This is a genomic window from Enterobacter sp. D2, assembly GCF_034427575.1.
GTDB lineage: Bacteria > Pseudomonadota > Gammaproteobacteria > Enterobacterales > Enterobacteriaceae > Enterobacter > Enterobacter cloacae_M.
In genome coordinates this window covers 1,663,360-1,688,701 of record NZ_JAXQPP010000001.1, presented here as the reverse complement: position 1 = coordinate 1,688,701, position 25,342 = coordinate 1,663,360, and the positions used below count along the sequence as shown (strand labels likewise).

At 54.0% G+C, this 25,342-nt stretch carries 29 protein-coding genes and 1 other annotated feature; of the genes, 10 read left to right on the top strand and 19 right to left on the bottom strand.

Going from position 1 to position 25,342, the window contains the following annotated elements; translation table 11 throughout:
• Window positions 1-2 precede the first annotated feature (2 nt).
• Window positions 3-1,463, bottom strand: coding sequence for a cardiolipin synthase (gene cls / locus SPG90_RS08180; RefSeq protein ID WP_322408073.1), 1,461 nt, complete (start codon window positions 1,461-1,463; stop codon window positions 3-5).
• 144 nt (window positions 1,464-1,607) lie between these two features.
• Between cls and SPG90_RS08175 the strand changes: the two genes are divergently transcribed.
• From SPG90_RS08175 to SPG90_RS08165, 3 genes are all read left to right on the top strand, one after another.
• On the top strand, window positions 1,608-1,781 hold the full coding sequence (locus SPG90_RS08175) for a YciY family protein (protein ID WP_086379783.1): 174 nt from the start codon (window positions 1,608-1,610) through the stop codon (window positions 1,779-1,781).
• 108 nt (window positions 1,782-1,889) lie between these two features.
• Window positions 1,890-2,525: a leucine efflux protein LeuE gene (gene leuE, locus SPG90_RS08170; protein WP_045404924.1), complete on the top strand. Its 636-nt coding sequence runs from the start codon at window positions 1,890-1,892 to the stop codon at window positions 2,523-2,525.
• A 93-nt stretch (window positions 2,526-2,618) separates the two neighbouring features.
• A complete protein-coding gene (locus SPG90_RS08165) occupies window positions 2,619-3,572 on the top strand; it encodes a bifunctional helix-turn-helix transcriptional regulator/GNAT family N-acetyltransferase (protein WP_045404908.1) in 954 nt (317 codons plus the stop codon).
• 41 nt (window positions 3,573-3,613) lie between these two features.
• On the opposite strand, the gene SPG90_RS08160 is transcribed toward SPG90_RS08165, so the two are convergent.
• Window positions 3,614-3,910: a YciI family protein gene (locus SPG90_RS08160; RefSeq protein ID WP_023327637.1), complete on the bottom strand. Its 297-nt coding sequence runs from the start codon at window positions 3,908-3,910 to the stop codon at window positions 3,614-3,616.
• Window positions 3,911-4,130: 220 nt separating this feature from the next.
• Here SPG90_RS08160 and tonB point away from each other — a divergent pair, with 220 nt between their 5' ends.
• Window positions 4,131-4,853, top strand: coding sequence for a TonB system transport protein TonB (gene tonB, locus SPG90_RS08155; RefSeq protein ID WP_126304149.1), 723 nt, complete (start codon window positions 4,131-4,133; stop codon window positions 4,851-4,853).
• A 39-nt stretch (window positions 4,854-4,892) separates the two neighbouring features.
• Here tonB and yciA read toward each other — a convergent pair whose 3' ends face one another.
• The 4 genes from yciA to SPG90_RS08135 form a co-directional block, all read right to left on the bottom strand.
• Window positions 4,893-5,288, bottom strand: coding sequence for an acyl-CoA thioester hydrolase YciA (yciA, locus tag SPG90_RS08150; RefSeq protein WP_008502796.1), 396 nt, complete (start codon window positions 5,286-5,288; stop codon window positions 4,893-4,895).
• Between the two features lie 104 nt (window positions 5,289-5,392).
• A complete protein-coding gene (locus tag SPG90_RS08145; protein ID WP_025756566.1) occupies window positions 5,393-5,932 on the bottom strand; it encodes a septation protein A in 540 nt (179 codons plus the stop codon).
• A gap of 55 nt (window positions 5,933-5,987) precedes the next feature.
• Complete coding sequence (locus tag SPG90_RS08140; RefSeq protein WP_023312087.1) at window positions 5,988-6,731, bottom strand: YciC family protein; 744 nt, start codon at window positions 6,729-6,731, stop codon at window positions 5,988-5,990.
• Between the two features lie 25 nt (window positions 6,732-6,756).
• Window positions 6,757-7,161: a YkgJ family cysteine cluster protein gene (locus tag SPG90_RS08135; protein WP_021240310.1), complete on the bottom strand. Its 405-nt coding sequence runs from the start codon at window positions 7,159-7,161 to the stop codon at window positions 6,757-6,759.
• A 282-nt stretch (window positions 7,162-7,443) separates the two neighbouring features.
• Here SPG90_RS08135 and ompW point away from each other — a divergent pair, with 282 nt between their 5' ends.
• The gene (gene ompW / locus SPG90_RS08130) at window positions 7,444-8,076 is read left to right on the top strand and encodes an outer membrane protein OmpW (RefSeq protein WP_023312086.1); all 633 of its coding nucleotides are present in this window, start codon (window positions 7,444-7,446) and stop codon (window positions 8,074-8,076) included.
• Window positions 8,077-8,122: 46 nt separating this feature from the next.
• Here ompW and SPG90_RS08125 read toward each other — a convergent pair whose 3' ends face one another.
• The 4 genes from SPG90_RS08125 to SPG90_RS08110 form a co-directional block, all read right to left on the bottom strand.
• Window positions 8,123-8,461, bottom strand: a complete 339-nt coding sequence (locus SPG90_RS08125; RefSeq protein WP_047174179.1) for a hypothetical protein — start codon at window positions 8,459-8,461, stop codon at window positions 8,123-8,125.
• A 126-nt stretch (window positions 8,462-8,587) separates the two neighbouring features.
• Window positions 8,588-8,821 (bottom strand): sulfurtransferase-like selenium metabolism protein YedF, encoded by a 234-nt coding sequence (gene yedF / locus SPG90_RS08120; RefSeq protein ID WP_045355898.1) that lies wholly within the window; start codon window positions 8,819-8,821, stop codon window positions 8,588-8,590.
• Window positions 8,818-10,029 carry a selenium metabolism membrane protein YedE/FdhT gene (gene yedE, locus SPG90_RS08115; protein ID WP_047174180.1) on the bottom strand — a complete coding sequence of 404 codons (1,212 nt, stop codon included), beginning with the start codon at window positions 10,027-10,029 and terminating at the stop codon, window positions 8,818-8,820. The genes yedF and yedE overlap by 4 nt, the downstream gene beginning before the upstream one ends.
• Before the next feature lie 531 nt (window positions 10,030-10,560).
• A complete protein-coding gene (locus SPG90_RS08110) occupies window positions 10,561-11,700 on the bottom strand; it encodes an acyltransferase family protein (protein ID WP_240337771.1) in 1,140 nt (379 codons plus the stop codon).
• A gap of 692 nt (window positions 11,701-12,392) precedes the next feature.
• Here SPG90_RS08110 and SPG90_RS08105 point away from each other — a divergent pair.
• Window positions 12,393-12,809, top strand: a complete 417-nt coding sequence (locus SPG90_RS08105; RefSeq protein ID WP_047174209.1) for a hypothetical protein — start codon at window positions 12,393-12,395, stop codon at window positions 12,807-12,809.
• Between the two features lie 185 nt (window positions 12,810-12,994).
• On the opposite strand, the gene trpA is transcribed toward SPG90_RS08105, so the two are convergent.
• From trpA to trpL, 6 genes are all read right to left on the bottom strand, one after another.
• Window positions 12,995-13,804, bottom strand: a complete 810-nt coding sequence (gene trpA, locus SPG90_RS08100) for a tryptophan synthase subunit alpha (protein WP_023312082.1) — start codon at window positions 13,802-13,804, stop codon at window positions 12,995-12,997.
• Window positions 13,804-14,997 carry a tryptophan synthase subunit beta gene (trpB, locus tag SPG90_RS08095; protein WP_126304012.1) on the bottom strand — a complete coding sequence of 398 codons (1,194 nt, stop codon included), beginning with the start codon at window positions 14,995-14,997 and terminating at the stop codon, window positions 13,804-13,806. Before trpB ends, trpA begins: the two co-directional genes overlap by 1 nt.
• 10 nt (window positions 14,998-15,007) lie before the next feature.
• Entirely contained in the window at window positions 15,008-16,366 is a 1,359-nt protein-coding gene (trpCF, locus tag SPG90_RS08090) for a bifunctional indole-3-glycerol-phosphate synthase TrpC/phosphoribosylanthranilate isomerase TrpF (protein WP_126304014.1), read from the bottom strand.
• A 3-nt stretch (window positions 16,367-16,369) separates the two neighbouring features.
• The gene (trpD, locus tag SPG90_RS08085) at window positions 16,370-17,965 is read right to left on the bottom strand and encodes a bifunctional anthranilate synthase glutamate amidotransferase component TrpG/anthranilate phosphoribosyltransferase TrpD (protein WP_023312079.1); all 1,596 of its coding nucleotides are present in this window, start codon (window positions 17,963-17,965) and stop codon (window positions 16,370-16,372) included.
• Window positions 17,965-19,527 (bottom strand): anthranilate synthase component 1, encoded by a 1,563-nt coding sequence (locus SPG90_RS08080; protein WP_045404885.1) that lies wholly within the window; start codon window positions 19,525-19,527, stop codon window positions 17,965-17,967. The genes trpD and SPG90_RS08080 overlap by 1 nt, the downstream gene beginning before the upstream one ends.
• A 23-nt stretch (window positions 19,528-19,550) precedes the next feature.
• Window positions 19,551-19,644, bottom strand: a sequence feature (Trp leader region).
• The gene (trpL, locus tag SPG90_RS08075; RefSeq protein ID WP_071524153.1) at window positions 19,621-19,665 is read right to left on the bottom strand and encodes a trp operon leader peptide; all 45 of its coding nucleotides are present in this window, start codon (window positions 19,663-19,665) and stop codon (window positions 19,621-19,623) included. (Overlaps the previous feature by 24 nt.)
• A gap of 139 nt (window positions 19,666-19,804) precedes the next feature.
• Here trpL and rnm point away from each other — a divergent pair, with 139 nt between their 5' ends.
• From rnm to rluB, 3 genes are all read left to right on the top strand, one after another.
• Window positions 19,805-20,686 (top strand): RNase RNM, encoded by an 882-nt coding sequence (gene rnm, locus SPG90_RS08070; RefSeq protein WP_029740530.1) that lies wholly within the window; start codon window positions 19,805-19,807, stop codon window positions 20,684-20,686.
• Entirely contained in the window at window positions 20,683-21,303 is a 621-nt protein-coding gene (locus SPG90_RS08065) for an L-threonylcarbamoyladenylate synthase (protein ID WP_003856793.1), read from the top strand. The genes rnm and SPG90_RS08065 overlap by 4 nt, the downstream gene beginning before the upstream one ends.
• A gap of 96 nt (window positions 21,304-21,399) precedes the next feature.
• The gene (gene rluB / locus SPG90_RS08060) at window positions 21,400-22,275 is read left to right on the top strand and encodes a 23S rRNA pseudouridine(2605) synthase RluB (protein ID WP_023312076.1); all 876 of its coding nucleotides are present in this window, start codon (window positions 21,400-21,402) and stop codon (window positions 22,273-22,275) included.
• 35 nt (window positions 22,276-22,310) lie between these two features.
• Here the strand turns inward: rluB and cobO are convergent, their stop codons facing one another.
• Window positions 22,311-22,901 (bottom strand): cob(I)yrinic acid a,c-diamide adenosyltransferase, encoded by a 591-nt coding sequence (gene cobO, locus SPG90_RS08055; protein WP_045400186.1) that lies wholly within the window; start codon window positions 22,899-22,901, stop codon window positions 22,311-22,313.
• Window positions 22,898-23,659 carry a YciK family oxidoreductase gene (locus SPG90_RS08050; RefSeq protein WP_322408072.1) on the bottom strand — a complete coding sequence of 254 codons (762 nt, stop codon included), beginning with the start codon at window positions 23,657-23,659 and terminating at the stop codon, window positions 22,898-22,900. The genes cobO and SPG90_RS08050 overlap by 4 nt, the downstream gene beginning before the upstream one ends.
• Window positions 23,660-23,910: 251 nt before the next feature.
• Between SPG90_RS08050 and sohB the strand changes: the two genes are divergently transcribed.
• A complete protein-coding gene (gene sohB, locus SPG90_RS08045; protein ID WP_126304019.1) occupies window positions 23,911-24,957 on the top strand; it encodes a protease SohB in 1,047 nt (348 codons plus the stop codon).
• Window positions 24,958-24,991: 34 nt separating this feature from the next.
• On the opposite strand, the gene SPG90_RS08040 is transcribed toward sohB, so the two are convergent.
• Window positions 24,992-25,243, bottom strand: coding sequence for a YciN family protein (locus tag SPG90_RS08040; RefSeq protein ID WP_023312072.1), 252 nt, complete (start codon window positions 25,241-25,243; stop codon window positions 24,992-24,994).
• Between the last annotated feature and the right edge of the window lie 99 nt (window positions 25,244-25,342).

The window sequence follows — 25,342 nt, the reverse complement described above, 5'->3', positions numbered from 1 at the left end:
TTTTACAGCAACGGACTAAAGAAGTAAAACAGTCGTTCGGCAATTCTCTGCCACAGCGGACGTTTTACCCACAGTCTGGCATCCAGCAGACGCGAGCGGGAGATATAATCATCCTGCACCGCCGCGAGATCGCCGCCAAAGCCGGCATCATCAATGACCAGCGTGATTTCAAAGTTGAGCCACAGGCTGCGCATATCCAGGTTGACCGTGCCCACCAGGCTCAGCTCACCGTCGACGAGCACGCTCTTGGTGTGGAGCAATCCGCCTTCAAACTGGTAAATTTTCACCCCGGCGGCCAGCAGTTCGCTAAAGAATGCCCGGCTGGCCCAGCCCACCAGGAGAGAGTCATTTTTGCGCGGCAAAATGATGCTCACATCGACACCGCGCTGCGCGGCTGTACAGATGGCGTGCAGGAGGTCGTCGCTGGGGACAAAGTAGGGCGTCGTCATGATCAGATATTCACGCGCCGAGTAGGTTGCCGTCAGCAGCGCCTGATGGATCAAGTCCTCCGGGAAGCCCGGCCCGGAAGCAATGGTATGAATGGTATGACCGCTGGCCTCCTCAAACGGCATAATATTGCCGTCCGGCGGCGGCGGCAGGATACGCTTGCCGGTTTCAATCTCCCAGTCGCAGGAATAAACGATGCCCATCGAGGTGGCAATCGGCCCCTCCATTCGCGCCATCAAATCAACCCATTGACCTACTCCTGAGTCCTGTTTGAAGAAGCGCGGGTCGACCATGTTCATGCTGCCGGTGTAGGCAATATAGTTATCGATCATGATCATTTTGCGATGCTGGCGGAGATCCATCCGGCGCAGAAACACGCGCAGGAGATTCACTTTCAACGCCTCAACCACTTCGATCCCGGCATTACGCATCATGCCCGCCCAGGGGCTACGGAAAAATGCCACGCTACCCGCGGAGTCAAGCATCAGGCGGCAATGAATGCCGCGCCGCGCGGCGGCCATCAGCGACTCAGCGACCTGGTCAGCCATCCCGCCGGGCTGCCAGATATAAAAAACCATCTCGATATTATGACGCGCCAGCTGAATATCGCGGATTAACGCCTGCATGACGTCTTCGGAGGAGGTCAGCAGCTGCAGTTGGTTGCCCTTAACGCCGCCAATCCCCTGGCGGCGCTCGCACAGCTTAAACAGTGAGGAGGCGACGCTGCTGTTCTCCTCGGCAAAAATATGTTTGCAGGCTTTAAGATCGTTCAGCCACTTCGCGGTGGAGGGCCACATGGCACGGGCGCGCTCGGCACGGCGTTTACCCAGATGAAGCTCACCAAAAGAGAGATAGGCAATAATTCCCACCAGCGGGAGGATGTAAATGATCAGAAGCCAGGCCATGGCAGAGGGTACGGCTCTGCGCTTCATCAGGATGCGTAATGTCACACCCGCGATTAACAGCCAGTATCCCAAAATGACCAGCCAACTCACCACGGTGTAGAAGGTTGTCATAGGTAAAAAAATCCTTTTGAAAGCGTATTGTTATGAGTGTACGCATCAGGATTCATCTGGCAAATAAAAACGCCAGGTAAAAGCGCTGGTTTGCTGCCGGGTTGGGTTTATAATGGCGACTCTGTTAGTTAAAGAGTTGTAGACATGAAGCGCAGTAGAACAGAAGTAGGGCGCTGGCGCATGTTGCGACAGGTGAGTCGTCGCAAGGCTCGTTGGCTGGAAGCTCAATCCCGCCGCAATATGCGTATTCACGCCATCAGAAAATGTGGATTGACCAGGCACCGCAATGCGTTGCTGTTCGCAGTCCAGGATATCTGAAACCATGAGGGCACCGTAACGGGTGCCCGCTGATTTTATAGCGTCTGATTTTTAGGAATAGCGTATTTGCAGCGATATTCCTGTTGTGTTTAGCAAAAGGAGGGAGAAGTGTTTGCGGAGTTTGGCGTACTGAATTTCTGGACGTATGTTGTCGGCGCATTTTTTATCGTGCTGGTGCCAGGGCCGAATACCCTGTTTGTGCTAAAAACCGGGATCGGTCACGGCGTTAAAAAAGGGTATCTTGCCGCCACGGGCGTATTTATCGGCGATGCGGTGCTGATGTTTCTGGCCTGGGCGGGCGTCGCGGCATTAATCCAGACCACGCCGGTACTGTTTAATATCGTGCGCTATCTCGGGGCTTTCTATCTGCTCTGGCTGGGGGGCAAAATGCTCTGGTCGGTGGTAAACCGTCAAAAAAACGCGCATGAGAGCGGCCCCGAACCTGCCAGTATGATCATGAAACGTTCCCTGGTGTTAAGCCTGACCAACCCCAAAGCGATTCTGTTCTACGTATCGTTCTTCGTTCAGTTCATTGACGTGAATGCGAAGAGTACCGGCACTTCTTTCCTGATCCTTGCGACGACGCTGGAGTTGATAAGCTTTATGTACATGAGCTTCCTGATCTTCTCCGGTGCGTTTGTCACGCGTTATCTGAAAACAAAAAAGAAGCTGGCAAAGCTGGGGAACGGGCTAATAGGGCTGCTGTTTGTCGGGTTTGCGGCGAGATTAGCGTCGCTGCATTGATGATTTGAAAGGCTCCTGAGGGAGCCTTTTTATTATGTTTGACAACACCTCAACTGTTAGTTGTATAGTGCAACTAACCGATGAGGGCACAACATGCACAGCGAAACTCCACTAGTCAGTGTTATTCGACGTTCCTCGCGCCTGATGGTGCGAGAGTTAGGTTTTATGGGGTCTACCCTGGCCTCAACGAATTACTCGCCTTCGGCCGTCCATACTCTGGTCGAAATTGCTCTGCGTAAGGAGATGACGGCGAGTCAGCTGGTGCAACTGCTGGGCCTGGAAAAGTCCAGCGTCAGCCGGATGCTGGCTCGCCTGATTGCCGCGGGCGAACTTGAGGAGGTCATTTCTACTGAGGATGCGAGAGCAAAGAGCCTCAGGCTGACCGCGAAAGGTCACGAGACGGTCAGCAAAATTAATGCCTTCAGCAACGAGCGCGTGGTCACAGCAATAAAGGGTCTTGCTCCAGCGCAGCAGCAGACCATTTCTGAGGGGCTCTCCCTTTATGCCAACGCGCTGCTGGCATGCCGCGAGGCGGGCAACGATATGCAGCCCGACGAGCTGAAGATAGTGCAGGGGTACATCCCCGGCATGATTGGCCGTATTGCGGAGATGCATGGCAGTTATTATTCGCGGGAGCATAACTTTGGTCGCTTCTTCGAGGCCAAAGTGGCTTCAGGACTGGCCGAGTTCAGTGAAAGACTGGAGAAGCCCTGTAACCAGATTTGGCTGGCAGTACTCAACGACAAAATTGTCGGCTCGGTGGCGATCGATGGCGAGGATCTGGCGCCGGGTGAAGCCCATCTTCGCTGGTTTATTCTTGATGATGGCTGTCGGGGACACGGCGTGGGGAAAAAACTGCTGAATGAAGCGATGCGCTTTTGTGACAGCGTTGGTTTTTCTGCCGTGCATCTCTGGACATTCAATAAGCTGAGCGCCGCACGACGTCTGTACGAGTCGTTTGGGTTTACGCTGGTAAAAGAGTGGGAAGGCGACCAGTGGGGGAGCCTGATTACAGAACAGCAGTTTACCCGGCACAGAGACGCGTAATCGCCACCATAAAAAAGGCTCCTTTCGGAGCCGCTTCGGTATCAGAACACTTTTTTGTACGGCCTCACCGTCACTTTTGCATACACACCCGCTGCAACGTACGGGTCTGCATCAGCCCAGGCCTGAGCGGCTTCCTGGGATTCAAATTCAGCAATAACCGTGGAGCCGGCAAAACCGGCAGCACCCGGATCGTTGCTGTCGACTGCGGGCATGGGGCCAGCGGTCAGTAATCGGCCTTCATCCTGGAGCAGCTGCAAACGTGCCAGATGCGCAGGGCGTACAGACTGGCGTTTTTCGAGCGAATCAGCAACATCTTCAGAGTAAATTACGTAAAACACGGCGAAGCTCCTTAACCGGTAAAAGTGTCAGTTACGTTATGTGAAAGGGCAAACGACTGCAATGTAAAATAAAAACAATGTTAATACCCTGATCTGAATGCGCCTTTTTTGGCCTCTCAGGCGCTAAAGTTGCGCCAGAGCATAGTGTCTTATTGAATATGATTGCTATTTGCATTTAAAATCATGGTTCGGTTTTTTAACGTTGATGAATATGACTTCGATGACCCTTGATTTACCTCGCCGCTTTCCCTGGCCGACGCTGCTTTCTGTCGTGATTCACGGTGCCGTTGTGGCGGGTTTGCTGTATACCTCGGTTCATCAGGTTATTGAAATGCCCGCGCCCGCGCAGCCGATTTCCGTGACGATGGTATCGCCAGCGGATCTCGAGCCGCCGCAGGTTGCCCCTCCGCCGCCGCAGCCGCTGGCAGAGCCTGAGCCAGAACCCGAGCCCGTTCCGGAGCCACCGAAGGAAGTCCCGGTAGTGATCCACAAACCTGAACCAAAGCCAAAAACTAAGCCGAAGCCAAAGCCGGTGAAGAAGGTCGAGGAGCGTCCGAAACGCGAGGAACGTCCGGTTGAACCGCGCGCGAGCCAGACGGTGGAGAATGCGGCGCCTTCGCGTCCGGTGATGAATAACACCGCAGCCGCGCCTAAGCCGACAATCAGTGCCCCTGCGGGTCCGCGCGCGCTGAGTCGCAACCAGCCTCAGTATCCGGCGCGAGCGCAGGCCTTGCGTATTGAAGGCCGCGTACGGGTTAAATTTGACGTTACTGCCGATGGCCGCGTCGATAACGTGGAAATATTGTCCGCTCAGCCTTCTAATATGTTTGAGCGCGAAGTGAAATCGGCGATGCGCAGATGGCGCTATGAGGCCGGGAAACCGGGCAACGGACTGATTGTGAATATAGTTTTCCGCCTGAACGGCGGGGCGCAAATGGAATAAAAAAAGCCTCCTGATGGAGGCTTTTTTTATGCCTGTCAATCAGGCCTGCGGAAGTTGACGAGGTTTGCCCTCGCTGTCCACTGCAACATAAATAAACAGCGCTTCGGTGGCCTTATAACGCTGCCCAATAGGTTCAGAAGAGACTTTCTTAACCCATACTTCGATGTTGATTGAAATAGAGGTGTTGCCGCGTTTGACGCAGCGCGCGTAGCAGCAAACCACATCTCCCACCGCAACCGGGCGCAGGAAGGTCATGCCGTCCACTCGCACAGTCACCACGCGCCCGTGGGCAATCTCTTTTGCCAGAATTGCGCCGCCCATATCCATCTGCGACATCAGCCAGCCGCCAAAAATATCGCCATTGGCATTGGTGTCAGCGGGCATTGCCAGTGTGCGTAAAACCAGTTCGCCCTGCGGGGCGTTAGTTGTTGTCATTGTTTTAACTCGTAACGGAAGACTTCAGGCGGGATGCTACTATGATTTTACAGCGGAGAGAATAGACCAGAACGCCTGTCTCTGACGTTCTGGTCAGTCGTTAATCAGTGCTTGTCGTCCTGCGGCATGTGGCGATAAATGTATACGCCGCTTAACAGCGTGAAAATAAGGGTCAGCGCGGTCAGGCCGAAGACCTTAAAGTTAACCCAGATATTCTGCGGCAGCCAGAAAGCAATATAGATGTTAGCGAGACCGCAGAGAATAAAGAAGACCGCCCAGGCGATATTCAGACGGGACCAGACTTCCTGAGGCAGCGTCAGCTCTTTGCCCAGCATGCGTTGGATCAGCGGTTTTTTCATCACCCACTGGCTGATTAATAATGCGCCCGCAAACAGGGCGTAAATCACGGTCACTTTCCACTTGATAAATTCATCGTTATGGAAGAACAGAGTCAGTCCGCCGAATACGGCGACCAGGACGAAGGTGACCAGCGCCATTTTTTCGACTTTACGATAGCGAACCCAGCTGTAGATCAGAACAACTGCCGTTGCAACGATCAGCGCAGTGGTCGCGGCATAAATATCGTACAGCTTATAAAAAGCAAAAAAGACCACGAGCGGTAAAAAATCAAGAAACTGCTTCATTCTGTGATTCCATCTTCTGAGCGGGGCGGGAGGCTGCGATGCCCCCGCCTCAGGATTACTGACGAATTAACATATACAGGCGGAACAGATAGACCAGCAGTACCGCTGAAATCAGATTGCTCAGCGTATTCGCCACTACCGCGCCAACGTTCGGCGTTAATACCGCAAAATTCGGTGCAAACAACAGCAGGAGCGTTTTGGCGAGCAGCCAGCCGATCACGGCGGGAGCCACCAGACGCATATTAGCCCATGCCAGTCTGATGCTGCTGCGCATCGCGGTAAAAATCCCCATCTTATCCTGCACCACCATCACAGGCGCAAATGAGAGCACGATAGCCAGTAACACGCCCGGCACCACGACCAGCATAATCCCCATTTGCACCAGCATGGTGGTTAAAAAGATCAGGATAAACAGCTTAGGTAAGACTGGCGCACTCGCACCAATCGCCCGTAAGGCGCTGACCCGGTGACCCGCCGAGACCAGCTGAATCATCAGCAAAACGCCGCCCGCCAGAACCGCATTACCAATCAGGCCTGAGAACGTTGACGCGGCAGACGCCCGCAGCAGAATCTGCTGCTGCTCCGGCGTCATGTTTTGCACCAGTTCAAACAGCCCCACGCTTCCGGCAAGGTGGTCGCCCTGGCTCAGGCTGGCAATCTGTTCATCACTCGGTGAGAAGGCATGGCCCAGCACCACCGTGATAAAGGCACATAGCAACGCGATCAGTAAAAAGGTTATGAACTGATTGCGGAAAAAATTTCCCGTGTCACGGTAGACAGACTTCGCCGTGATAGACATGCACTCTCCTTGAGTATTGCAGGTGTTAATTAGCCGGCAATTGTACACCGGATGCACCTGCTGTGGCAGCATCAAGGCTTGTATGGAAAAGCATATCTTTGTAAAGCGGCGGTAATCCAACGCGCGCCCGGGCGCGATTGCAGGCTTCGTTGACCTGCCCATCCTCTCCCGACATGGCAAATTCCCGGCACGGGCTGGGCCGATCCTCATAGATGGAACACCTGGTAGAGACCCCGGGCTCGCCCTGTAGCGCCACGCAGCGGGCCTGCTTTTGGTTTGTGCCGCTCATGCAGCGCAGAAAAGGCGTTAGCGGCTCTGTGAGATGAACCGGAACGGTACCGCCGCCATCGCTGGCTTCGGCCCAGTAGAAAGAGACTCGAAAATACGCACAACAGGCTCCGCACGTCATGCACGGGTTGATATCACTCATGGCACACCTGCTAAAGAAGAACGCATCAAATCAACTTGTGAGAGCGATAAATTATCCAGCCGCCAGAGGAAGAGCAAGAGGGGGAAAAGGGAAAATTTTGTAACCGTGAAATGCCAAAAATTGACATGGAAACAACTTATCACTTTTGGATGCGTAACAAAAAATTAATCCAGATCAATGAATGTTAAGTTACTGGTTTTAATGTGATCTGTAGCAGATCACTTATTACTCATTTGTGAGTATATTCTCATCCGCGATTAAAACCACAACGATGGAGCGGATATGAAAAAATTAGCGGTGGCAGCCCTTGTATTAAGCAGTCTCTCTGGCGGCGCGTATGCGCATGAAGCAGGCGAATTCTTTATTCGTGCCGGTTCGGCTACGGTTCGCCCGACTGAAGGATCGGATAACGTGCTGGGTATGGGCGGTTTTAACGTCAGTAATAACACCCAGTTAGGGTTAACGTTCACCTATATGGCGACGGAAAACGTTGGTGTTGAGCTTCTGGCTGCAACGCCGTTCCGTCATCGCGTAGGTCTGGGCGCAACCGGTGATATCGCTACGGTTCACCATTTACCGCCAACGCTGATGGCGCAATGGTACTTTGGTGATGCCAGCAGCAAGGTGCGTCCTTATATTGGCGCCGGTGTGAACTACACCACTTTCTTCGACGAGAAGTTTAACGATACCGGTAAAGAGGCCGGTCTGACTGACCTCAGCCTGAAAGATTCATGGGGTATGGCGGGGCAGGTCGGTCTGGATTATCTGATTAACCGCGACTGGCTGATTAACGCCTCGGTCTGGTACATGGATATTGATACGGACGTACGCTTCAAAGCGGGCGGTCAGCAGCAAAGTATCAATACTCGCCTGGATCCGTGGGTGTTTATGTTCTCTGCGGGTTATCGTTTCTAATCCCCCGTCAAACTGGCCACAGGGTGGCCAGTTTGCTTTGCTCACCTCAAAACGACGGATAAACCGGCCGCTCATCAAGCTTTACGCAGTGTCTCAGGATATTTTCTCCATCATATAAATAGCTGAAAGCGTCGCTGGACAGGGAATGAAAGAGAATATCGCCGTTGGCAAACGGGATGATTTCGGTATCACCTGCACGTTTATGTCCCGCGCCGGTTTCAAAATGGCCGTGCCATCGTTCCTGGGTATGGTCATAAACGTGCAGAATGACCTCGACAAGCCCTCTTTGCGGACAATTAAGGCGCAGGAAGGTTGAAGAGAAATTCAGGGACAGCGCATGGAAGGGAATCAATAAGGCGAAAACCAGTAAAGCTCGTAAATACATCAAACCGCGAAAACCTCCTTCAAAAGGGAAGTGAGATTTTACTTAAGTCAAAAAACGCGTTTTTGCCGTGGATCAAGATGTCTTATAATTCAATACGATAAAGGCCCCTCGCGAGGCCCTTAGCGATCATTTTTGAATCAAATAGCGAATGGTCGGGCCATCCTGCTGGATATCCAGCACCGTGTAGCCGTGGTTTTTCGCATCCAGCGGAATGTTGTTGATGGACTGCGGACAGTCGCTGACCACTTCCAGAATTTCCCCTCTTTTGAGCTGCGGTAGGGCTTCAAGCGTGGCAACAGCCGGATAAGGGCAGGGTTCACCGACCATATCCAGACGGTAATCGGGCACGATCTCTTTCATGCAGCATTCTCCTGGGTTTCTGTTTTAACACTCGCGCGACGGAAGAAGCGTTTCTCCTGCGCGACAACCAGTAAAAAAGCGACCAGCAGCAGGGCGTAGGTGACCAGCAGGCCGCCGAGAGGCCCGAAGGTGTTCAACAGGTTTACCTTGTCCCAACTCGTGGCAAGCGCCGGAGACAGATCGTCCCAGAAGTACGCCAGGATCGTCGAGCCGATAACATTTCCCAGGCCCACCCACCAGTAATGCACCTGACCTTCAACGGCGCGGTACATCCAGCCGGTTTCACACCCGCCAGCCAGCACGATCCCGAAGCCAAACAGCAGGCCGCCAATGACCGCGTTAGGACCGGCCCACATGATTTTCGGTTCGACGCCGAGCTGAACATAGCTGAAGATACCGATGGCGCTGACCGCCATCCCGGCGATAATCGCCTTTGCCATCATCGTACGGCCGGTGATCCACATATCGCGAAACGCGGAGGTAAAGCATATCTGCGCGCGTTCAATGAGCAGACCAAAAACCACGCCGAACAGCATCGCCAGGCCGAGTTTGGGCTGATTCATCGCAGTGCAAAGCGCCCAGGCGACCATAGCAAAAAAGATCAGCATACCGAGGCGGAAACGGCGACGCGCCTGGTCTGGCTTCTGGGTTAACGGAGACGCTGCGCTGACTTTTGTCATTTTCACCGGAATGCGGAACAGCGGCAGCAGGGTGAATTTTGCGCCAAAGTAAGAGCCGATGGCCGTGGCGACAGCAAAGAACCAGGCGTGAAGTGAAAACTGAGGAATCCCCGTAAAGAAAGCGGCCAGGTTACAGCCCATCGCCAGGCGGGCGCCAAACCCGGCAATGATACCGCCGACCACCGCCTGCATTATGCGAATGCGGCTTTTGGGCATCCGCAACTTAACGTTGTTTGCCCACAGCGCCGCCGCGAAACAGCCGCCGAACATGCCGACGATCATCATCCCGTCGATGCGGGTGAGCGGCGTGCCGTCCAGATGAATGAGTTGAAAGTAACCCCACTCTTCGGTATGCACGCCAGCGAGCTGTAGCAATTGACCACCCCAGCGGGTGAACTCGCCGGTCACGGCCCAGAAGGTGCCGGTGATGCCGAAATAGTAGGTAGAGAGAATGCCTGCCGCGATAACGGCCGGGACTGGTGACCAGAACTTAACCAGGTAAGTCTGTTTGAAGGCGTGCCATGACATGAATAAGCCTCTGAACTCAGAAGGTGTAAGTGAATTTAACGGACTGGAATATATATCTTTTTCGTTTGCCTCAAAACCTCTCCAAACCTTTTCTCCAAAATACCGCCTCTTTTTATGACCTTAGTCATTAAATCCTGCAATCCACTGCACACCATCATAATCCCCAATTCATAAAGCAAGCTTGCTCCATTGCTCACAACGAATTTCTTGTATACTCCAGTAGTGGTATATGTTTGAGATATTTCCTACTAATTAATTGGTTTCTGCATGTAACGAATTGAGGAAAATTCTTTCGTAAGTGAAGATCACGACACCGTCTATAGGTTTGTGATAAGACTGGACAAAAACAGGATAATAAATATCGATTCTTGAAAACGGGATTAACACCAGAGAGGCTTTCACAAAGGCTGCTGATAGTATACCGTCATGACTATAAATACAGCGAGAAAACCACCCATGAAATACTGTGTGCAAAAGTATTTTAAATAAAAGCCAAGAGATTAACTTCCGGCACTTACGCGCCGGAAGTAATCATTTGCCATATATTTTGTTGTTAACTTTGCTGAAAATAACTTTCTTTATAAAAGGTCTCTCGATAAAATGATAGGTAAATGAAGAGAGAATGCATATTGCTAAATAGGACAGAGTCAAAATAATAAAAGTATGTATGTTTAATTCTAATTTATTCTTTGTTTGTAAATGAATGATCACAGGGAATAAAATTAGACCTTGAGTTAAATATAAGCTATAGCTTATTGCGCCAAGTCGAATAGCTGCTTTGGTAATCAATAATCCAAAAAGATTCGCACCTGAAACCACAGAAAAGAACATAACACAGAGGAATATTTTCTCGGGTGAGCCGTAAAGGTTGGGCTGCGCTAATATGATTATAAGTATCATGACTGCCAATATGACATTAGCCATTTTTTTGCTTATAATTATCCTGTCCTTTATTTCACTGCATAACATTCCAGCCAAAAAATATGCCCACAAATATGCATCATTCGTAAATCCTGGAAGAAAATACAAGGAGAACGCAAAAAGAGAAATGGTTAATTCGAATGACCATTTTTTGAACATATATAATAGCGGAAGAGAAAAGTAAAAAATCCACTCCCAACGCAGAGTCCACGTCACCCCAGCCAGAGCCATAAAAGAATACTGGAATGTAGTAACAGGGGGTTTGTCATTCCAAAGTCCAACATCAAACCAAGAGAGCGCATCTGTTAATACACCAATAGAAAACTCCCTCCGTTCGGTTAGTAAGAAAAGTAAAAATAGAGCAACTAAAGAGCAAAATATTGATAGAGGAGCAATTCTGTAGAGGCGTTTTTTATATAAATCAACCCAATTTACTACATCTGCTTTTCTAGTTTTCCCCCAAAACAAGAAAGCCGTAATCATGAAAAATAAAGCAACCCCATATTTCCCCATATAAAGCAACAAGTCTGATGTGGGGGCCCAATTGCCTTTTGTTATATATGTATAAGCACAGTCCATATGATGAAATATTACAAACGAAGCGAGTATAAATCTAATTCCATCAATGCTGTTTGACCTTGCCGGATCAGTATCTTCATCTATAAATTTAAATAGAGGTAGGCTAAAAATCAGTATTGCCAACACTAAGCATGTTAAAACCAGGCAAATCGAAAAATATAAATCCATCATCAAACCTTACGGATATCAATATAGAAAGAATAGTAGGGCTTTACCTGACCCAGAAACCATTCTATCATTGCTTCTTGCTATCGTCGAGGCAACATAATTTGTTCATCTTTAATAGAATTTGACGATCATTTAGCCCCTCGGTTCTTAACATTCCCAACACCGTACATAACAGTGCGTCATAAGAATTGGTCAGTGGCTATTGCACCGCTGGCTGCGAGCTCGTCAGCTTCTTTTGAGTCTACGTTCTAGTTCAAGCATTTCCTTGCTGCGTCAGATAGCGATACTCATGGCCATAGGTAGTGAGTATCGGCCGGCCCCTTGTTCTGTTGCAGGCATCACAACGATAAATCTTTTACTTGCTCGCCTCGCACGAACGGAGTGCTGTAGATCACTTTAATGAAAGTTGGCTGATCGTCTGCTAGGTGAATGAAGTAAGTTTTTTTCCAGCCATCTTCTTTTTCCACTCTTACTCGACGGGGCGTCGCTTCAGAACAAAGGATCAAGATGTAATTGCTCATCGCCTTCGCTCATCTGAATGATCTTCATGCCGGGCTCGTCGTGATAATGTACCATCCCGAATTGCTTATCCAGCGCACGTGCGACTTCGGGAGGCGATTGCACAGGTGTTGAATTAATATTTAAATAGTTAATGTTATGTTAAGTCATGCTTGAATTGCATGTTGGTGTTTTCAATGGCGAAAACTGACTCTATAACTACTGATGAATTCATGGTTATCCACCAGAGGTTATTCCGGATTTCAAAGACGTGGGGTGACTTATGGTTAACGTTATTTTTTTTACGTGCTGAAAGTTGCCGAGTTATAAACATAAGGTATAGCGACATCAAAGATGACATATTGCATCTCGCGGCAACCCCAAGATTTGAGTCGCGAACAATTAGATTGTGCAAGATACTGCGTCAGTTATTTAAGCAAAGAAAGGCATCTAACCCGCAAGATGTCTATGTTTTTCAAAGTAAATCAAATCGCGTGAAAGGATATGCAAAGCCAGTCACAACGGTAGCGATGAACATCGCGCTAAAAGAGGCCGCCAGAGAAATTAGCAATAAAAACATTACTATGAAAAGTGCCCTGCAGGTAATTGGCTAATAGATGATAATGTAACTAGCCAATCATTGTTAAATAGGTCTATCTACTCTTAGCAAATCTTGGCAAAGCAGTAAAATGCGTAATTAAGCGTGCTATTGATTACAATTACTATTAACGCTGAAATTAGATTTTTCGGGAAATTAAAAGAAATGAACCGTCTGGCAGGAAGCCAGACGGTGGAAGGGTTATGCTTTACGCGTCGCCGCTTTCATTGCGGTCACAAACGCTTTCAGCTCGGCCAGCATCTGCTCGGGCTTGTCCACGTTCTTTTCGATGATCTTCACAATCGCGGAGCCGGAGATGGCACCAGCCGCCTTCGCGTCAATCGCTGCGGTGACCTGATCCGGAGATGAAATCCCGAACCCCTGCAGCGGAGGCGCGGCATGGTACTCGGCCAGCTTCTCCACCAGATGATGCAGCGGCAGGGCGGCTTTATTCTCGGCACCGGTCACGCCCGCGCGGGAGAGCAGGTAGGTATACCCGCGTCCGTAAGAGGCAATCTGGCGCAGCAGTTCGTCATCGGCGTTCGGCGGGCAGATGAAAATCGGGGCGACGTTATGGCGCATCGCCGCCTGACGGAATGGCGCAGACTCCTCAACCGGCACGTCTGCCACCAGAACGGAGTCGACGCCCACGCGCGCGCACTCGGCATAGAACTCATCAATACCGCGGTTAAAGACCAGGTTGGCGTACATCAGCAGGCCGATCGGAATGGTCGGGTGCTTCTGGCGAATCGCCGCCAGCATCTCGAAGCACTGGGTTGGCGTCACGCCGGAGGCAAACGCGCGCAGCGTCGCATTCTGGATGGTCGGGCCATCCGCCAGCGGATCGGAGAACGGAATACCCAGCTCCAGCGCGTCGGCCCCGGCTTCAATCAGGGTGTCGATAATCTTCAGCGACTGTTCCGGGCCCGGATCGCCCAGGGTGACGAAGGGAACGAACGCGCCTTCCTGGCGGGATTTCAGCTCTGCAAATACGTTATCGTAGCGTTCCATCAGATTTCCCCTCGTGCTTTCAGAATATCGTGAACGGTGAAGATATCTTTGTCACCGCGTCCGGAAAGGTTCACCACCAGCAGCTGCTCTTTTTCCGGGTTTTCTTTCATCATTTTCAGCGCGTGCGCCAGCGCGTGCGAAGACTCCAGCGCCGGGATGATCCCTTCGCTGCGGCACAGCATTTTGAAGGCTTCCAGCGCTTCATCATCGGTAATGGAGACATAGTCCGCGCGGCCGGTGCTGTTCAGATACGCATGCTGCGGCCCGACGGACGGGAAGTCGAGGCCGGCAGAAATAGAGTAAGACTCTTCAATCTGACCCTCATCGGTTTGCATCATCGGGGATTTCATCCCGAAGTAGATCCCCACGCGGCCATGCTTCAGCGGCGCGCCGTGTTCACCCGATTCAATGCCGTGACCGGCAGGCTCGACGCCAATCAGGCCCACGCTGGTGTCGTCGATAAAGTCTGCGAACATACCGATGGCGTTGGAGCCGCCGCCGACGCAGGCGATCACCGCATCCGGGAGGCGACCCTCTTTTTCGAGGATCTGCGCTTTGGTCTCTTCACCGATCATGCGCTGGAATTCGCGCACGATAGTCGGGAACGGGTGCGGGCCAGCCGCGGTACCGAGCATATAGTGTGCGGTTTCATAGCTGCCAGACCAGTCGCGCAGCGCTTCGTTACAGGCGTCTTTCAACGTCGCGGAGCCGCTGTGCACCGGGATCACTTCTGCTCCCATCAGACGCATACGGAAGACGTTCGGAGACTGACGCTCAACGTCTTTTGCTCCCATATAGATGCGGCATTTCAGACCGAGCAGGGCGCTGGCAAGCGCAGAAGCCACGCCGTGCTGACCCGCACCGGTTTCGGCGATGATTTCGGTTTTGCCCATACGCTTCGCAAGCAGCGCCTGACCCAGCACCTGGTTAGTTTTATGCGCGCCGCCGTGCAGCAGGTCTTCACGCTTCAGATACAGCGTGGTTTTGGTGCCTTCCGTCAGGTTGCGGCATTTGGTCAGCGCGGTCGGACGACCGGCGTAATTTTTCAGCAGGTCGGTAAATTCAGCCTGAAACGCCGGGTCTTTCTGCGCGCTGACAAACGCTTCTTCCAGCTGGCGCAGCGCGGGCATCAGGATTTGCGGGACGTACATCCCGCCGAACTCACCAAAATACGGGTTAAGTAATGTCGTCATCTTCTCTTCCTTAATATGCACGCAGAGTTTTAAAAACCGAGGCCAGCTTGCTGGCATCTTTGATACCCGGCTGGGACTCTACGCCTGAATTGAAATCGAGGCCTGCGCAGCCGGTTTTAGCGGCTTCTACGCAGTTATCCGGGCCTAATCCACCCGCCAGCAGGACGTTGTCCAGCTTTGCGCCGTTCAGCAGCGACCAGTCAAAACGCTGGCCGGTACCGCCCGGGCCGTTATCGAGGACGTATTTATCCACGTGGTTCAGGTTACGCGAGGGCAACGTATCGCCAACGCTTTGCGCTTTCCAGATCTGCACCTGTGGTGCCAGCGCGGCGCGCAGGGCATCGATATAGATCTGGTCTTCATCGCCGTGGAGCTGCACCGCGCTCAGGGATAACGCGTCGGCTTTTGCCGCAACGTCTGCAATATCTGCATTGCGGAAAACGCCCACGTAGCTGAGCGGAGCCGCTGCGATGACCTTACGCGCCTGCTCTACGCTGACCGCGCGAGGAGAGGAATCCACAAAGATCAGCCCGCCATAAATCGCCCCGGCTTCATACGCGGCCTGAGCATCCTGTTCGCGGGTTAAGCCGCAGACTTTGTTTTCACCCAGCAGCACGCGACGCACAGCCGCATTGAGATCGTCATGTTCCATCATGGCGGAGCCAATCAGGAAACCGTTGGCGAAGTGGCTCAGCTCGCGCACCTGGGCGTAGCTGTTAATGCCGGATTCGCTGATCACCGTGACGCCAGACCCCAGACGCGGCGCCAGCTGACGCGTACGGTTAAGGTCAATGGACAGGTCGCGCAGATCGCGGTTGTTAATGCCGACCACTTTGGCTTCCAGCGCAATCGCGCGCTCCAGCTCCTCTTCGTTGCTCACTTCGGTCAGCACGCCCATATTCAGGCTGTGCGCCACGGCGGAAAGCTGGCGATACTGCTCATCGTCGAGCACCGAGAGCATCAGCAGGCAGGCGTCGGCCTGGTAAAAACGCGCCAGCCAGATCTGATACGGGTCGATAATAAAGTCTTTGCACAGGATCGGCTGCGGCGCGATGCCGCTGACGATGGGCAGAAAATCGAAGCTGCCCTGAAAATATTTCTCATCCGTCAGCACGGAGATGGCTGAAGCATGATGCTTATAAATGCCGGCAATACGTGCCGGATCGAAATCGTCACGAATAACGCCTTTGGAGGGGGACGCTTTTTTGCACTCAAGAATAAACGCGGTGCGCGTACCCCGCAGGGCGTCATAGAAACGACGGCTGCTCGGGACGACGTCATTCTGGAAACTGGCAAGCGGCTGCTGTTGCTTGCGGGCTTCCACCCAGATGGCCTTATCGGCAACGATTTTCGCTAAAACGGTCTGCATTCTTTACCCTCTTGCCGCAAGTGCGGTAACGCGATCGTAAGCTGCACCGGAGCGCAGTACATCCAGAACTTTTTGAACGTTGGCCTTCAGGTCTTCCTCACCGTGCAAACGCATCAGCATGGCGACGTTGGCAGCAACGGCGGCCTCATGGGCGACCTCTCCTTTACCTTGTAATAAGCGCGTGAGAATGTCACGGTTTTCTTCCGGCGTACCGCCAGCCAGCGCTTCCTGATGGTATGGCGCAAGGCCGAAGTCGGCAGCCTCCAGCTGATAGCTCAGGATTTCACCGTCGCGCAGTTCGGCCACCAGCGTTGGCGCATGAAGAGAAACCTCATCCATACCGCCGCTGTGCACCACGGCGGCACGCTGATAACCCAGCACGCGCAGCGTCTCGGCAATCGGCAGAACCAGTTCCGGGCTGTAAACGCCAATCAGCGCCAGCGGCGGGTGGGCCGGGTTGATCAGCGGGCCGAGCACGTTAAAAAGCGTGCGGGTTTTAAGCTGCTGACGAACCGGCATCGCGTGGCGGAAACCGGTGTGGTACTTCGGCGCAAACAGGAAGCAGACGCCCAGGTCATCCAGCGCTTCACGGGAACGCTCGGCGTTCATATCGAGGTTAATACCGAATGCGGCGAGCAGATCGGAAGAACCTGACCGGCTGGACACGCTGCGGTTGCCGTGCTTCGCGACCTTCAAACCACACGCCGCCGCCACGAAGGCGCTGGCGGTGGAGATATTGATGCTGTTACTGCCGTCACCGCCGGTACCGACAATATCCGCAAACTGATAGTCCGGGCGAGGGAACGGGGCGGCATTTTCCAGCAGTGCCGTGGCGGCACCGGCGATCTCCTGCGGGCTTTCGCCGCGCACCTTCATGCTCACCAGCGCGGCTGCAAGCTGCTCAGGCTTCAGCTCACCGCGAACCACGGCGGAGAAGAGCTGATGGCTCTCCTGCTGGCTCAGGGTCTGCGCCTGGTACAGTTTTTCCAGAATCGGCTGCAGGGTGTTGGTCTGCTCCAGCTTCTGTAACGCCCAGTCGAGCGTCTGCTCCAGCAGGCGGGCGCCATGGGAGGTCAGGATTGATTCCGGGTGGAACTGCAGGCCGCAGACGCGGTCCGCATCGTGGCGCACCGCCATCACCATACCTTCAAACGAGGCGTTGATAGTCAGCCCGGCGGGAATATTGCTGCCAACCAGCGAATGATAGCGCGCGACCGGGAGCGGGTTCGGCAGCCCGGCAAACATCGCCTGGCCGTCATGTTCAATGCTGGACGCTTTACCGTGCAGGATCTCACCCGCCTGGCCAACGTAGCCGCCGTAGGCTTCAACAATCGCCTGATGGCCGAGGCAGATGCCGACGATCGGCAGTTTGCCGCGCATGCGGGTCAGCAGCTCCGGCATACAGCCCGCTTCGCTCGGCGCGCCTGGCCCCGGGGAGAGCATCAGCACCGGGTTTTGCATGGTGGCCAGACGGTCAATCAGGGTCTGCGCCGGAACGTGGTTGCGGTAGATAACGACGTTGTGGCCATTCGCACGCAGCTGATCTGCCAGGTTATAGGTAAAGGAGTCGATATTATCGAGCAGCAGAATGTCAGCCATCAGAAAATCTCCTGTGCATGGTGTGCGGTAGCAATGGCGCGAAGGACCGCACGGGCTTTACTGCGCGTTTCGTCAGCTTCAGACTGCGGAACAGAATCAAGAACAATCCCGGCACCCGCCTGAACGGTGGCGATACCGTCTTCAACGTAGGCAGAGCGGATTACGATGCAGGTGTCGAGGTCACCGTGGGCGGTGAAGTAGCCCACCGCGCCGCCGTAGCTGCCGCGACGGCGTCCTTCGGCGGCAGCAATCAGCTGCATGGCGCGTACTTTCGGCGCGCCGCTGAGGGTGCCCATGTTCATGCAGGCGCGGTAGGCGTGCAGCACGTCGAGATCGTGGCGCAGCTCGCCGACCACGCGGGAGACCAGGTGCATCACGAACGAATAGCGGTCGACTTTGGTCAGGTCCGCCACGTAGCGGCTGCCGGGAGTACAAATGCGTGCCAGATCGTTACGCGCCAGGTCAACCAGCATCAGGTGCTCGGAGAGTTCTTTATGGTCGGTGCGCATCTCCAGCTCGATGCGGCTGTCCAGATCGCGGTCCAGCGAGCCATCGGCGCGGCGTCCGCGCGGACGGGTACCGGCAATCGGGTAGATCTCAATCTGACGGCTGGTGGCGTCGTATTTCAGCGAGCTTTCCGGCGAGGCGCCGAACAGCGTGAATTCGTTGTCCTGCATGAAGAACATGTACGGGCTTGGGTTACTCTTTTTCAGCACGTCGTAGGCTGCGAGCGGCGATGGGCAGGGCAGTGAGAAGCGACGGGACGGCACGACCTGGAAAATTTCCCCGGCGCGAATCGCTTTTTGCATCTGGCGAACCACGGCGCCGTACTGATCGTCAGTCTGGCTAACGTCGCAGGTCATTTTCTCCACGCGCTGCACCGGCAGCGCGGGTGGTGCTTCCGTCATCTGCTGCTGCAGCTGAGCGATGCGGTGCTCAAGACGGTTTTTCTCAGCGGCAGACGGCGTGAACAGGCTTGCCTGGATGCGGGTGTATTGCTTCTGGTGGTCGATCACCAGCAGCGTTTCAGCCAGATAGAAGCAATAATCCGGGCAGCGATTGCCCTGCTCGGTTTCCGGCAAATCTTCAAAACCGGCAACCAGGTCGTAAGCAAACAGCCCGCCGAAGAACATCGCCTCACGCTCGTCTTCCGGCACGGTGACCAGATTCTGCAGCAGGCGGAAGGCATCGAAAACGGACAGGGAGCAGAGGCGCGCGTCTTCGTCCAGCAGCTGGCTCACCGGCGGGAAATGCAGAATGCGCATTTCTGGATGACGTTCATTTTCAATGCCCGATGGCAGGGCGGCATCCAGCAGCGGCAGCAGCGATGCGCCATTGTCTGATAATGCCTTGATGGTGACAGTGTCACCTAAAGCGGTAATGCGCAGCGCGCTGTCGACCAGCAGCAGGCTCTTGAGATCGTCCTTGCTGTCAATATCCGCCGATTCCAGCAGCAGCGTTGCCGGACGTGCCCCGCACACCTGATGAAACAGCGCGGTCGGGTTGTGGCGATAGGCCGCCTCGCAGGTCAGCAGTTCGAGATGAGGTTTGGCTGTTTGCATGTTGTTGTTCTCATATTTTGTTCAAAAAAAAGCCCGCTGGGTAGCGGGCGGGTATCTGTTTGCATTTCGCAGACGCGTGACACTGCCCGAAGATCAGGAAGTGCGCCACCAGCCGTGAAGAGCGAAATGTGCTGTCATTTTCAGATACCTTTCTCGTGTGAACTTTCGTACTAGTTAACTAGTTCGGTGGCAAGTTGTCAACCCTTGATTTCAGAATTTCGCGTTAAGTCGGTATCATGGTGTTTTCGGATGTCTCCAACCTGTTATGGGAAGTGCTTTGAGCGATACCACCTACGCCATTATTTATGATTTACACAGCCATACTCAGGCCTCTGACGGCCTGCTGACACCCGAAGCCCTGGTTCATCGCGCCGTTGAAATGCGCGTCGGCACGCTGGCGATAACCGATCACGATACCACTGATGCCATTCCGGCGGCGCGCGCAGAGATTGCCCGCAGCGGGCTGGCGCTGAATCTGGTGTCCGGCGTCGAGATCTCGACCGTCTGGGAAAACCATGAGATTCATATTGTTGGCCTGAACATCGATATAGACCATCCGGCACTTACGGCATTTTTGCAAGAACAAAAAACGCGCCGCAATCAGCGCGCAGAGATGATCGGCGAGCGTCTGGAAAAGGCGCATATTCCGGGCGCGCTGGAAGGCGCGCAAAAGATGGCGAACGGCGGGGCGGTCACCCGCGGTCATTTCGCCCGTTTTCTGGTCGACGCGGGCAAAGCGACGAACATGGCGGACGTCTTTAAAAAGTATCTGGCACGCGGTAAAACCGGATACGTTCCGCCACAGTGGTGTACAATAAAACAAGCTATTGATGTGATTCATCATTCTGGCGGTAAGGCCGTGCTGGCCCATCCTGGGCGGTATAATCTTTCTGCTAAATGGCTGAAAAGGCTGCTGGCACACTTTGCCGAATGCGGTGGCGAGGCGATGGAAGTCGCCCAGTGTCAGCAGGCGCCCAACGAGCGCGCGCAGCTCGCGACCTATGCCCGCCAGTTCGGCCTGCTTGGGTCACAGGGCTCTGATTTCCATCAGCCCTGCGCGTGGATCGAACTGGGGCGCAAGCTCTGGTTGCCCGCTGGCGTTGAGCCGGTCTGGCAGCTCTGGGAACAGCCGCAGCAAATTGAAGAGAGGGAAGTATGAGTCAGTTTTTCTATATCCATCCGGATAACCCGCAGCCACGTCTGATCAACCAGGCCGTGGAGATCGTCCGCAAAGGTGGCGTGATTGTCTACCCGACCGATTCAGGCTATGCGCTGGGCTGTAAAATTGAAGATAAAGGGGCAATGGAGCGCATTTGCCGTATTCGCCAGCTGCCGGACGGCCATAACTTTACTCTGATGTGCCGCGATCTCTCTGAGCTGTCGACCTATGCGTATGTTGATAACGTGGCGTTTCGCCTGATTAAGAACAACACGCCGGGCAACTACACCTTCATCCTGAAGGGCACGAAGGAAGTACCGCGTCGTCTGCTGCAGGAGAAACGCAAAACCATCGGTATGCGCGTGCCGTCGAACCCGATTGCGCAGGCGCTGCTGGAAACCCTCGGCGAACCGATGCTTTCTACCTCGCTGATGCTGCCCGGAAGTGAGTTTACCGAGTCCGATCCGGAAGAGATCAAAGATCGTCTGGAGAAGGTGGTCGAGCTGATTATTCACGGCGGCTATCTCGGCCAGCAGCCGACCACCGTGGTCGACTTAACCGAAGATGCACCGGAAGTGATTCGTGAAGGCGTGGGTGACGTAAAGCCTTTCTTGTAAAGGTATAAGCAGATATACTACGCGGCCATCAAAGCAGGGCTCAGCCCTCTTTTGACCTGATTCGACGCCTGTGAAGGCGACACCTGAGGAAGCTCAATGAGCGAGAAGTTACAGAAAGTGCTGGCGCGCGCCGGCCACGGCTCACGCCGTGAAATCGAAGCCATTATTGAAGCGGGTCGCGTGAGTGTGGACGGTAAAATCGCCACGCTGGGTGACCGCGTTGAAATCGTACCGGGGCTGAAGATCCGCATCGACGGTCACCTCATCTCCGTGAAAGAGTCCGCTGAACAGATCTGCCGCGTGCTGGCTTACTACAAGCCGGAAGGCGAGCTGTGCACCCGCAACGACCCGGAAGGTCGTCCGACGGTGTTTGACCGTCTGCCTAAACTGCGTGGCGCTCGCTGGATTGCCGTCGGTCGTCTGGACGTGAACACCTGCGGTCTGCTGCTGTTCACCACCGATGGTGAACTGGCAAACCGTCTGATGCACCCAAGCCGTGAAGTGGAACGTGAATACGCGGTGCGCGTATTTGGCCAGGTTGACGAAAATAAACTGCGCGATCTGTCGCGTGGCGTTCAGCTTGAAGACGGTCCTGCGGCGTTCAAAACCATCAAATTTACCGGTGGGGAAGGCATTAACCAGTGGTACAACGTGACCCTGACCGAAGGCCGTAACCGCGAGGTGCGTCGTCTCTGGGAAGCGGTAGGCGTCCAGGTGAGCCGTCTGATCCGCGTCCGTTACGGCGACATTCTGCTGCCGAAAGGTCTGCCGCGCGGGGGTTATACCGAACTGGATCTGACCCAAACCAACTACCTGCGCGAGCTGGTTGGCCTGACGCCAGAAACCACCTCAAAAGTGGCGGTGGAAAAAGATCGTCGTCGCATGAAGGCGAATCAGATCCGTCGCGCGGTGAAGCGCCACAGCCAGGTGAGCAGCAGTCGCCGCTCCGGCAGCCGTAACAACAACGGTTAATATTAAAGCCCGGTGAACGCACCGGGCTTTTTTCTTTAGTAATCAATTCCAATTTGCGCTTTGACGCCTGCATCAAACGCGTGTTTGACCGGACGCAGTTCGCTGACGGTATCGGCCATCTCCAGAATATCCCGATGACACCCGCGCCCCGTGACGATAACCGTCTGGTGTACAGGACGGTTCTTCAGAGCATCCAGAACGGCTTCCAGCGGCAGGTAGTCGTAGGCGACCATATAGGTGATCTCATCCAGCAGCACCATATTCAGCGAGGGATCGGCCAGCATTCTCTTTGCATGCTCCCAGACGGCGAGACAGGCTGCGGTGTCCGTTTCCCGATTCTGAGTATCCCACGTAAAACCGGTCGCCATCACCTGAAACTCAACGCCGTGAGGCTCAAGCAAATTCCGCTCACCGTTGGGCCATTCGCCTTTGATAAACTGGATCACGCCCACTTTTTGCCCGTGTCCGACGGCGCGTGTCGCCGTGCCGAATGCGGCGGTGGTTTTCCCTTTTCCGTTGCCGGTAAAAACGATGACGATCCCACGTTCGTCCTGGGCTGCGGCAACGCGTGCATCGACCTGTTCTTTCAGACGCTGCTGGCGCTGCTGATGACGTTCTTCACTCATTGCGAAATTCCTGGTTTACGTCCCGGCTGGGCGTCAAAGGTCATCCCGGTTTTGCGGCGGCTGTCGTCGCCCATCAGCCAGAGATAGAGCGGCATAATGTCTGCCGGGGTTTTCAGCTTCTGCGGATCTTCGCTCGGGAACGCGCTGGCGCGCATTTTGGTGCGCGTACCGCCCGGGTTAATGCAGTTTACGCGCAGATGGCGGCTCTGATACTCCTCCGCCAGCACCTGCATCATGCCTTCGGTCGCGAATTTTGATACGGCATAGGCTCCCCAGTTTGCGCGTCCTTCACGGCCAACGCTGGACGAGGTAAAGACCAGGGACCCGGACTCGGATTTGAGTAATAAAGGAAGCAATGCCTGTATCAGGAAAAACGTGCCGTTGACGTTGACCTGCATCACCTGCTGCCAGATATCAGGATCCTGTTTATCCATCGGACGAACCTCGCCTAACAAACCGGCGTTATGCAGCACGCCGTCGAGTCTCGGATAGTGAACGCTGATGCGCTGGGCTAATTCCTGGCACACCGCGGGCGTGCAGGTCAGTAAATCGAGTGTATACCACGGGGCAGGCGTGCCGCATTTAGCCTCAACCTCCTGAGCGACGTTTTGCAGTTTTTCTTCGCTGCGGCCGATCAGAATGACGTTCGCGCCATATTCGGCGTATGTCAGGGCCGCCTCGCGGCCAATCCCGTCGCTGGCACCGGTGACAAGAATAATCCGGTTGTGCAGCAGATTTTTTTGCGGTTGATAATGCACGGTGACTCCTCAGGCGACCGGTGACGCAATGGTGCCTTTATAATGACTTTTCGGCTTTATGCCCGAATTCGCCTGATAATTCAATCAGTCTACAGGACGCATTACTGTAAAATTAACATTTTGCAAATATTTAATCTCCGGTCCGGGGATTCCTGAAGGCGCCTCGCAGAGGTAATGTCGCGAGCGAGACGCATGGGCAGGGCTGTTGTACACTGCCGTGAAAGATTCGTGGTTAAATCAAGGTGGAGCGCGTGGAATTACTTTCTCAATATGGGTTGTTTTTGGCCAAAATCGCGACGGTGGTGATTGCCATTGCGGTGGTAGCCGTTCTGATTGTCAACCTGACGCAGCGCAAGCGTCAGCGTGGGGAGTTACGCATCACCCGCCTGAGCGAGCAGTATAAAGAGATGCAGGAAGAGATGTCTCTGGCGCTGCTTGATAGTCATCAACAGAAACTCTGGCTGAAAGCGCAGAAGAAAAAGCATAAACAGGAAGCCAAAGCGGCAAAGGCAAAAGCAAAGCTCAATGCGCCGCAGGATAAGGCCACGCCGCGCGTCTATGTGCTCGATTTTAAAGGCAGTATGGATGCGCATGAAGTGTCTTCTCTGCGGGAGGAAGTGACTGCCGTTCTGGCCGTGGCGACACCGCAGGATCAGGTTGTCGTGCGTCTTGAAAGCCCGGGCGGGGTGGTTCACGGTTACGGACTGGCCGCCTCACAGCTGCAGCGCCTGCGTGAAAAACAGATCCCGCTGACCGTGGCCGTGGATAAAGTGGCGGCGAGCGGTGGCTACATGATGGCCTGCGTGGCGGACAAAATTGTTGCCGCGCCGTTCTCCATTATTGGCTCGATCGGCGTGGTCGCGCAGATTCCGAACTTTAACCGCTTCCTGAAAAATAAAGAGATCGATATCGAACTTCACACGGCGGGTCAGTACAAACGTACCCTGACGCTGCTGGGGGAAAACACGGAAGAAGGACGTCAAAAATTCCGCGAAGATCTCAATGAAACGCATCATCTCTTTAAAGATTTTGTACACCGTATGCGCCCAACGCTCGATATTGAACACGTCGCGACGGGCGAGCACTGGTACGGCGTCCAGGCGCAGGAGAAAGGGCTGGTGGATGAAGTTGGAACCAGCGACGATCTGCTGCTCAATCTGATGGAAGGTCGGGAACTGGTGGGCGTGCGCTTTACCCAGCGTAAGCGACTCCTTGACCGCTTTACCAACAGTGCCGCAGAAAGCGCGGACCGCCTGCTGCTGCGCTGGCTACAGCGCGGACAAAAACCGCTGCTGTAAACAAAAACGCGAGGCATATGCCTCGCGCTTTGCGTTAATCGACCAGGTGATATTTCTCTGAAAGCGTATGCGCCAGGTATTTGAACATGTTAAACACGGCAGTGCTTTTCGGGGTCGGTAAACCCTGTTCGTCAAGGAAGTATTCGCCGCTGAAAATCAGCACGCCATTACGCTGCTCTACGCCGGTGGCTTCAATGCCCGCCAGCGTATCTTCATGGTCACGGATAAGCTTGTTTGCTTCGATAAGCAGAGAGGCTCGGTCAATAGGTTGGGTCGTATTCTGCATAATCCACTCCTTAAACAGTGACAATAGTCTACGCCGAGGGCGCTTTGGGGGCAAATTTTCCCTGTAATGTGAGGGGATAAGGTGCAGGGTCCTGGCTGG

Bases quoted from the DNA above. Each gene is read 5' to 3' on its own strand.
- cls (WP_322408073.1), bottom strand. From the start codon at position 1,463: ATGACAACCTTCTACACCGTGGTGAGTTGGCTGGTCATTTTGGGATAC.
- SPG90_RS08175 (WP_086379783.1), top strand. From the start codon at position 1,608: ATGAAGCGCAGTAGAACAGAAGTAGGGCGCTGGCGCATGTTGCGACAG.
- SPG90_RS08165 (WP_045404908.1), top strand. From the start codon at position 2,619: ATGCACAGCGAAACTCCACTAGTCAGTGTTATTCGACGTTCCTCGCGC.
- tonB (WP_126304149.1), top strand. From the start codon at position 4,131: ATGACCCTTGATTTACCTCGCCGCTTTCCCTGGCCGACGCTGCTTTCT.
- yciA (WP_008502796.1), bottom strand. From the start codon at position 5,288: ATGACAACAACTAACGCCCCGCAGGGCGAACTGGTTTTACGCACACTG.
- SPG90_RS08145 (WP_025756566.1), bottom strand. From the start codon at position 5,932: ATGAAGCAGTTTCTTGATTTTTTACCGCTCGTGGTCTTTTTTGCTTTT.
- SPG90_RS08140 (WP_023312087.1), bottom strand. From the start codon at position 6,731: ATGTCTATCACGGCGAAGTCTGTCTACCGTGACACGGGAAATTTTTTC.
- SPG90_RS08135 (WP_021240310.1), bottom strand. From the start codon at position 7,161: ATGAGTGATATCAACCCGTGCATGACGTGCGGAGCCTGTTGTGCGTAT.
- ompW (WP_023312086.1), top strand. From the start codon at position 7,444: ATGAAAAAATTAGCGGTGGCAGCCCTTGTATTAAGCAGTCTCTCTGGC.
- SPG90_RS08125 (WP_047174179.1), bottom strand. From the start codon at position 8,461: ATGTATTTACGAGCTTTACTGGTTTTCGCCTTATTGATTCCCTTCCAT.
- yedF (WP_045355898.1), bottom strand. From the start codon at position 8,821: ATGAAAGAGATCGTGCCCGATTACCGTCTGGATATGGTCGGTGAACCC.
- yedE (WP_047174180.1), bottom strand. From the start codon at position 10,029: ATGTCATGGCACGCCTTCAAACAGACTTACCTGGTTAAGTTCTGGTCA.
- SPG90_RS08110 (WP_240337771.1), bottom strand. From the start codon at position 11,700: ATGATGGATTTATATTTTTCGATTTGCCTGGTTTTAACATGCTTAGTG.
- SPG90_RS08105 (WP_047174209.1), top strand. From the start codon at position 12,393: ATGGCGAAAACTGACTCTATAACTACTGATGAATTCATGGTTATCCAC.
- trpA (WP_023312082.1), bottom strand. From the start codon at position 13,804: ATGGAACGCTACGATAACGTATTTGCAGAGCTGAAATCCCGCCAGGAA.
- trpB (WP_126304012.1), bottom strand. From the start codon at position 14,997: ATGACGACATTACTTAACCCGTATTTTGGTGAGTTCGGCGGGATGTAC.
- trpCF (WP_126304014.1), bottom strand. From the start codon at position 16,366: ATGCAGACCGTTTTAGCGAAAATCGTTGCCGATAAGGCCATCTGGGTG.
- trpD (WP_023312079.1), bottom strand. From the start codon at position 17,965: ATGGCTGACATTCTGCTGCTCGATAATATCGACTCCTTTACCTATAAC.
- SPG90_RS08080 (WP_045404885.1), bottom strand. From the start codon at position 19,527: ATGCAAACAGCCAAACCTCATCTCGAACTGCTGACCTGCGAGGCGGCC.
- SPG90_RS08065 (WP_003856793.1), top strand. From the start codon at position 20,683: ATGAGTCAGTTTTTCTATATCCATCCGGATAACCCGCAGCCACGTCTG.
- rluB (WP_023312076.1), top strand. From the start codon at position 21,400: ATGAGCGAGAAGTTACAGAAAGTGCTGGCGCGCGCCGGCCACGGCTCA.
- cobO (WP_045400186.1), bottom strand. From the start codon at position 22,901: ATGAGTGAAGAACGTCATCAGCAGCGCCAGCAGCGTCTGAAAGAACAG.
- SPG90_RS08040 (WP_023312072.1), bottom strand. From the start codon at position 25,243: ATGCAGAATACGACCCAACCTATTGACCGAGCCTCTCTGCTTATCGAA.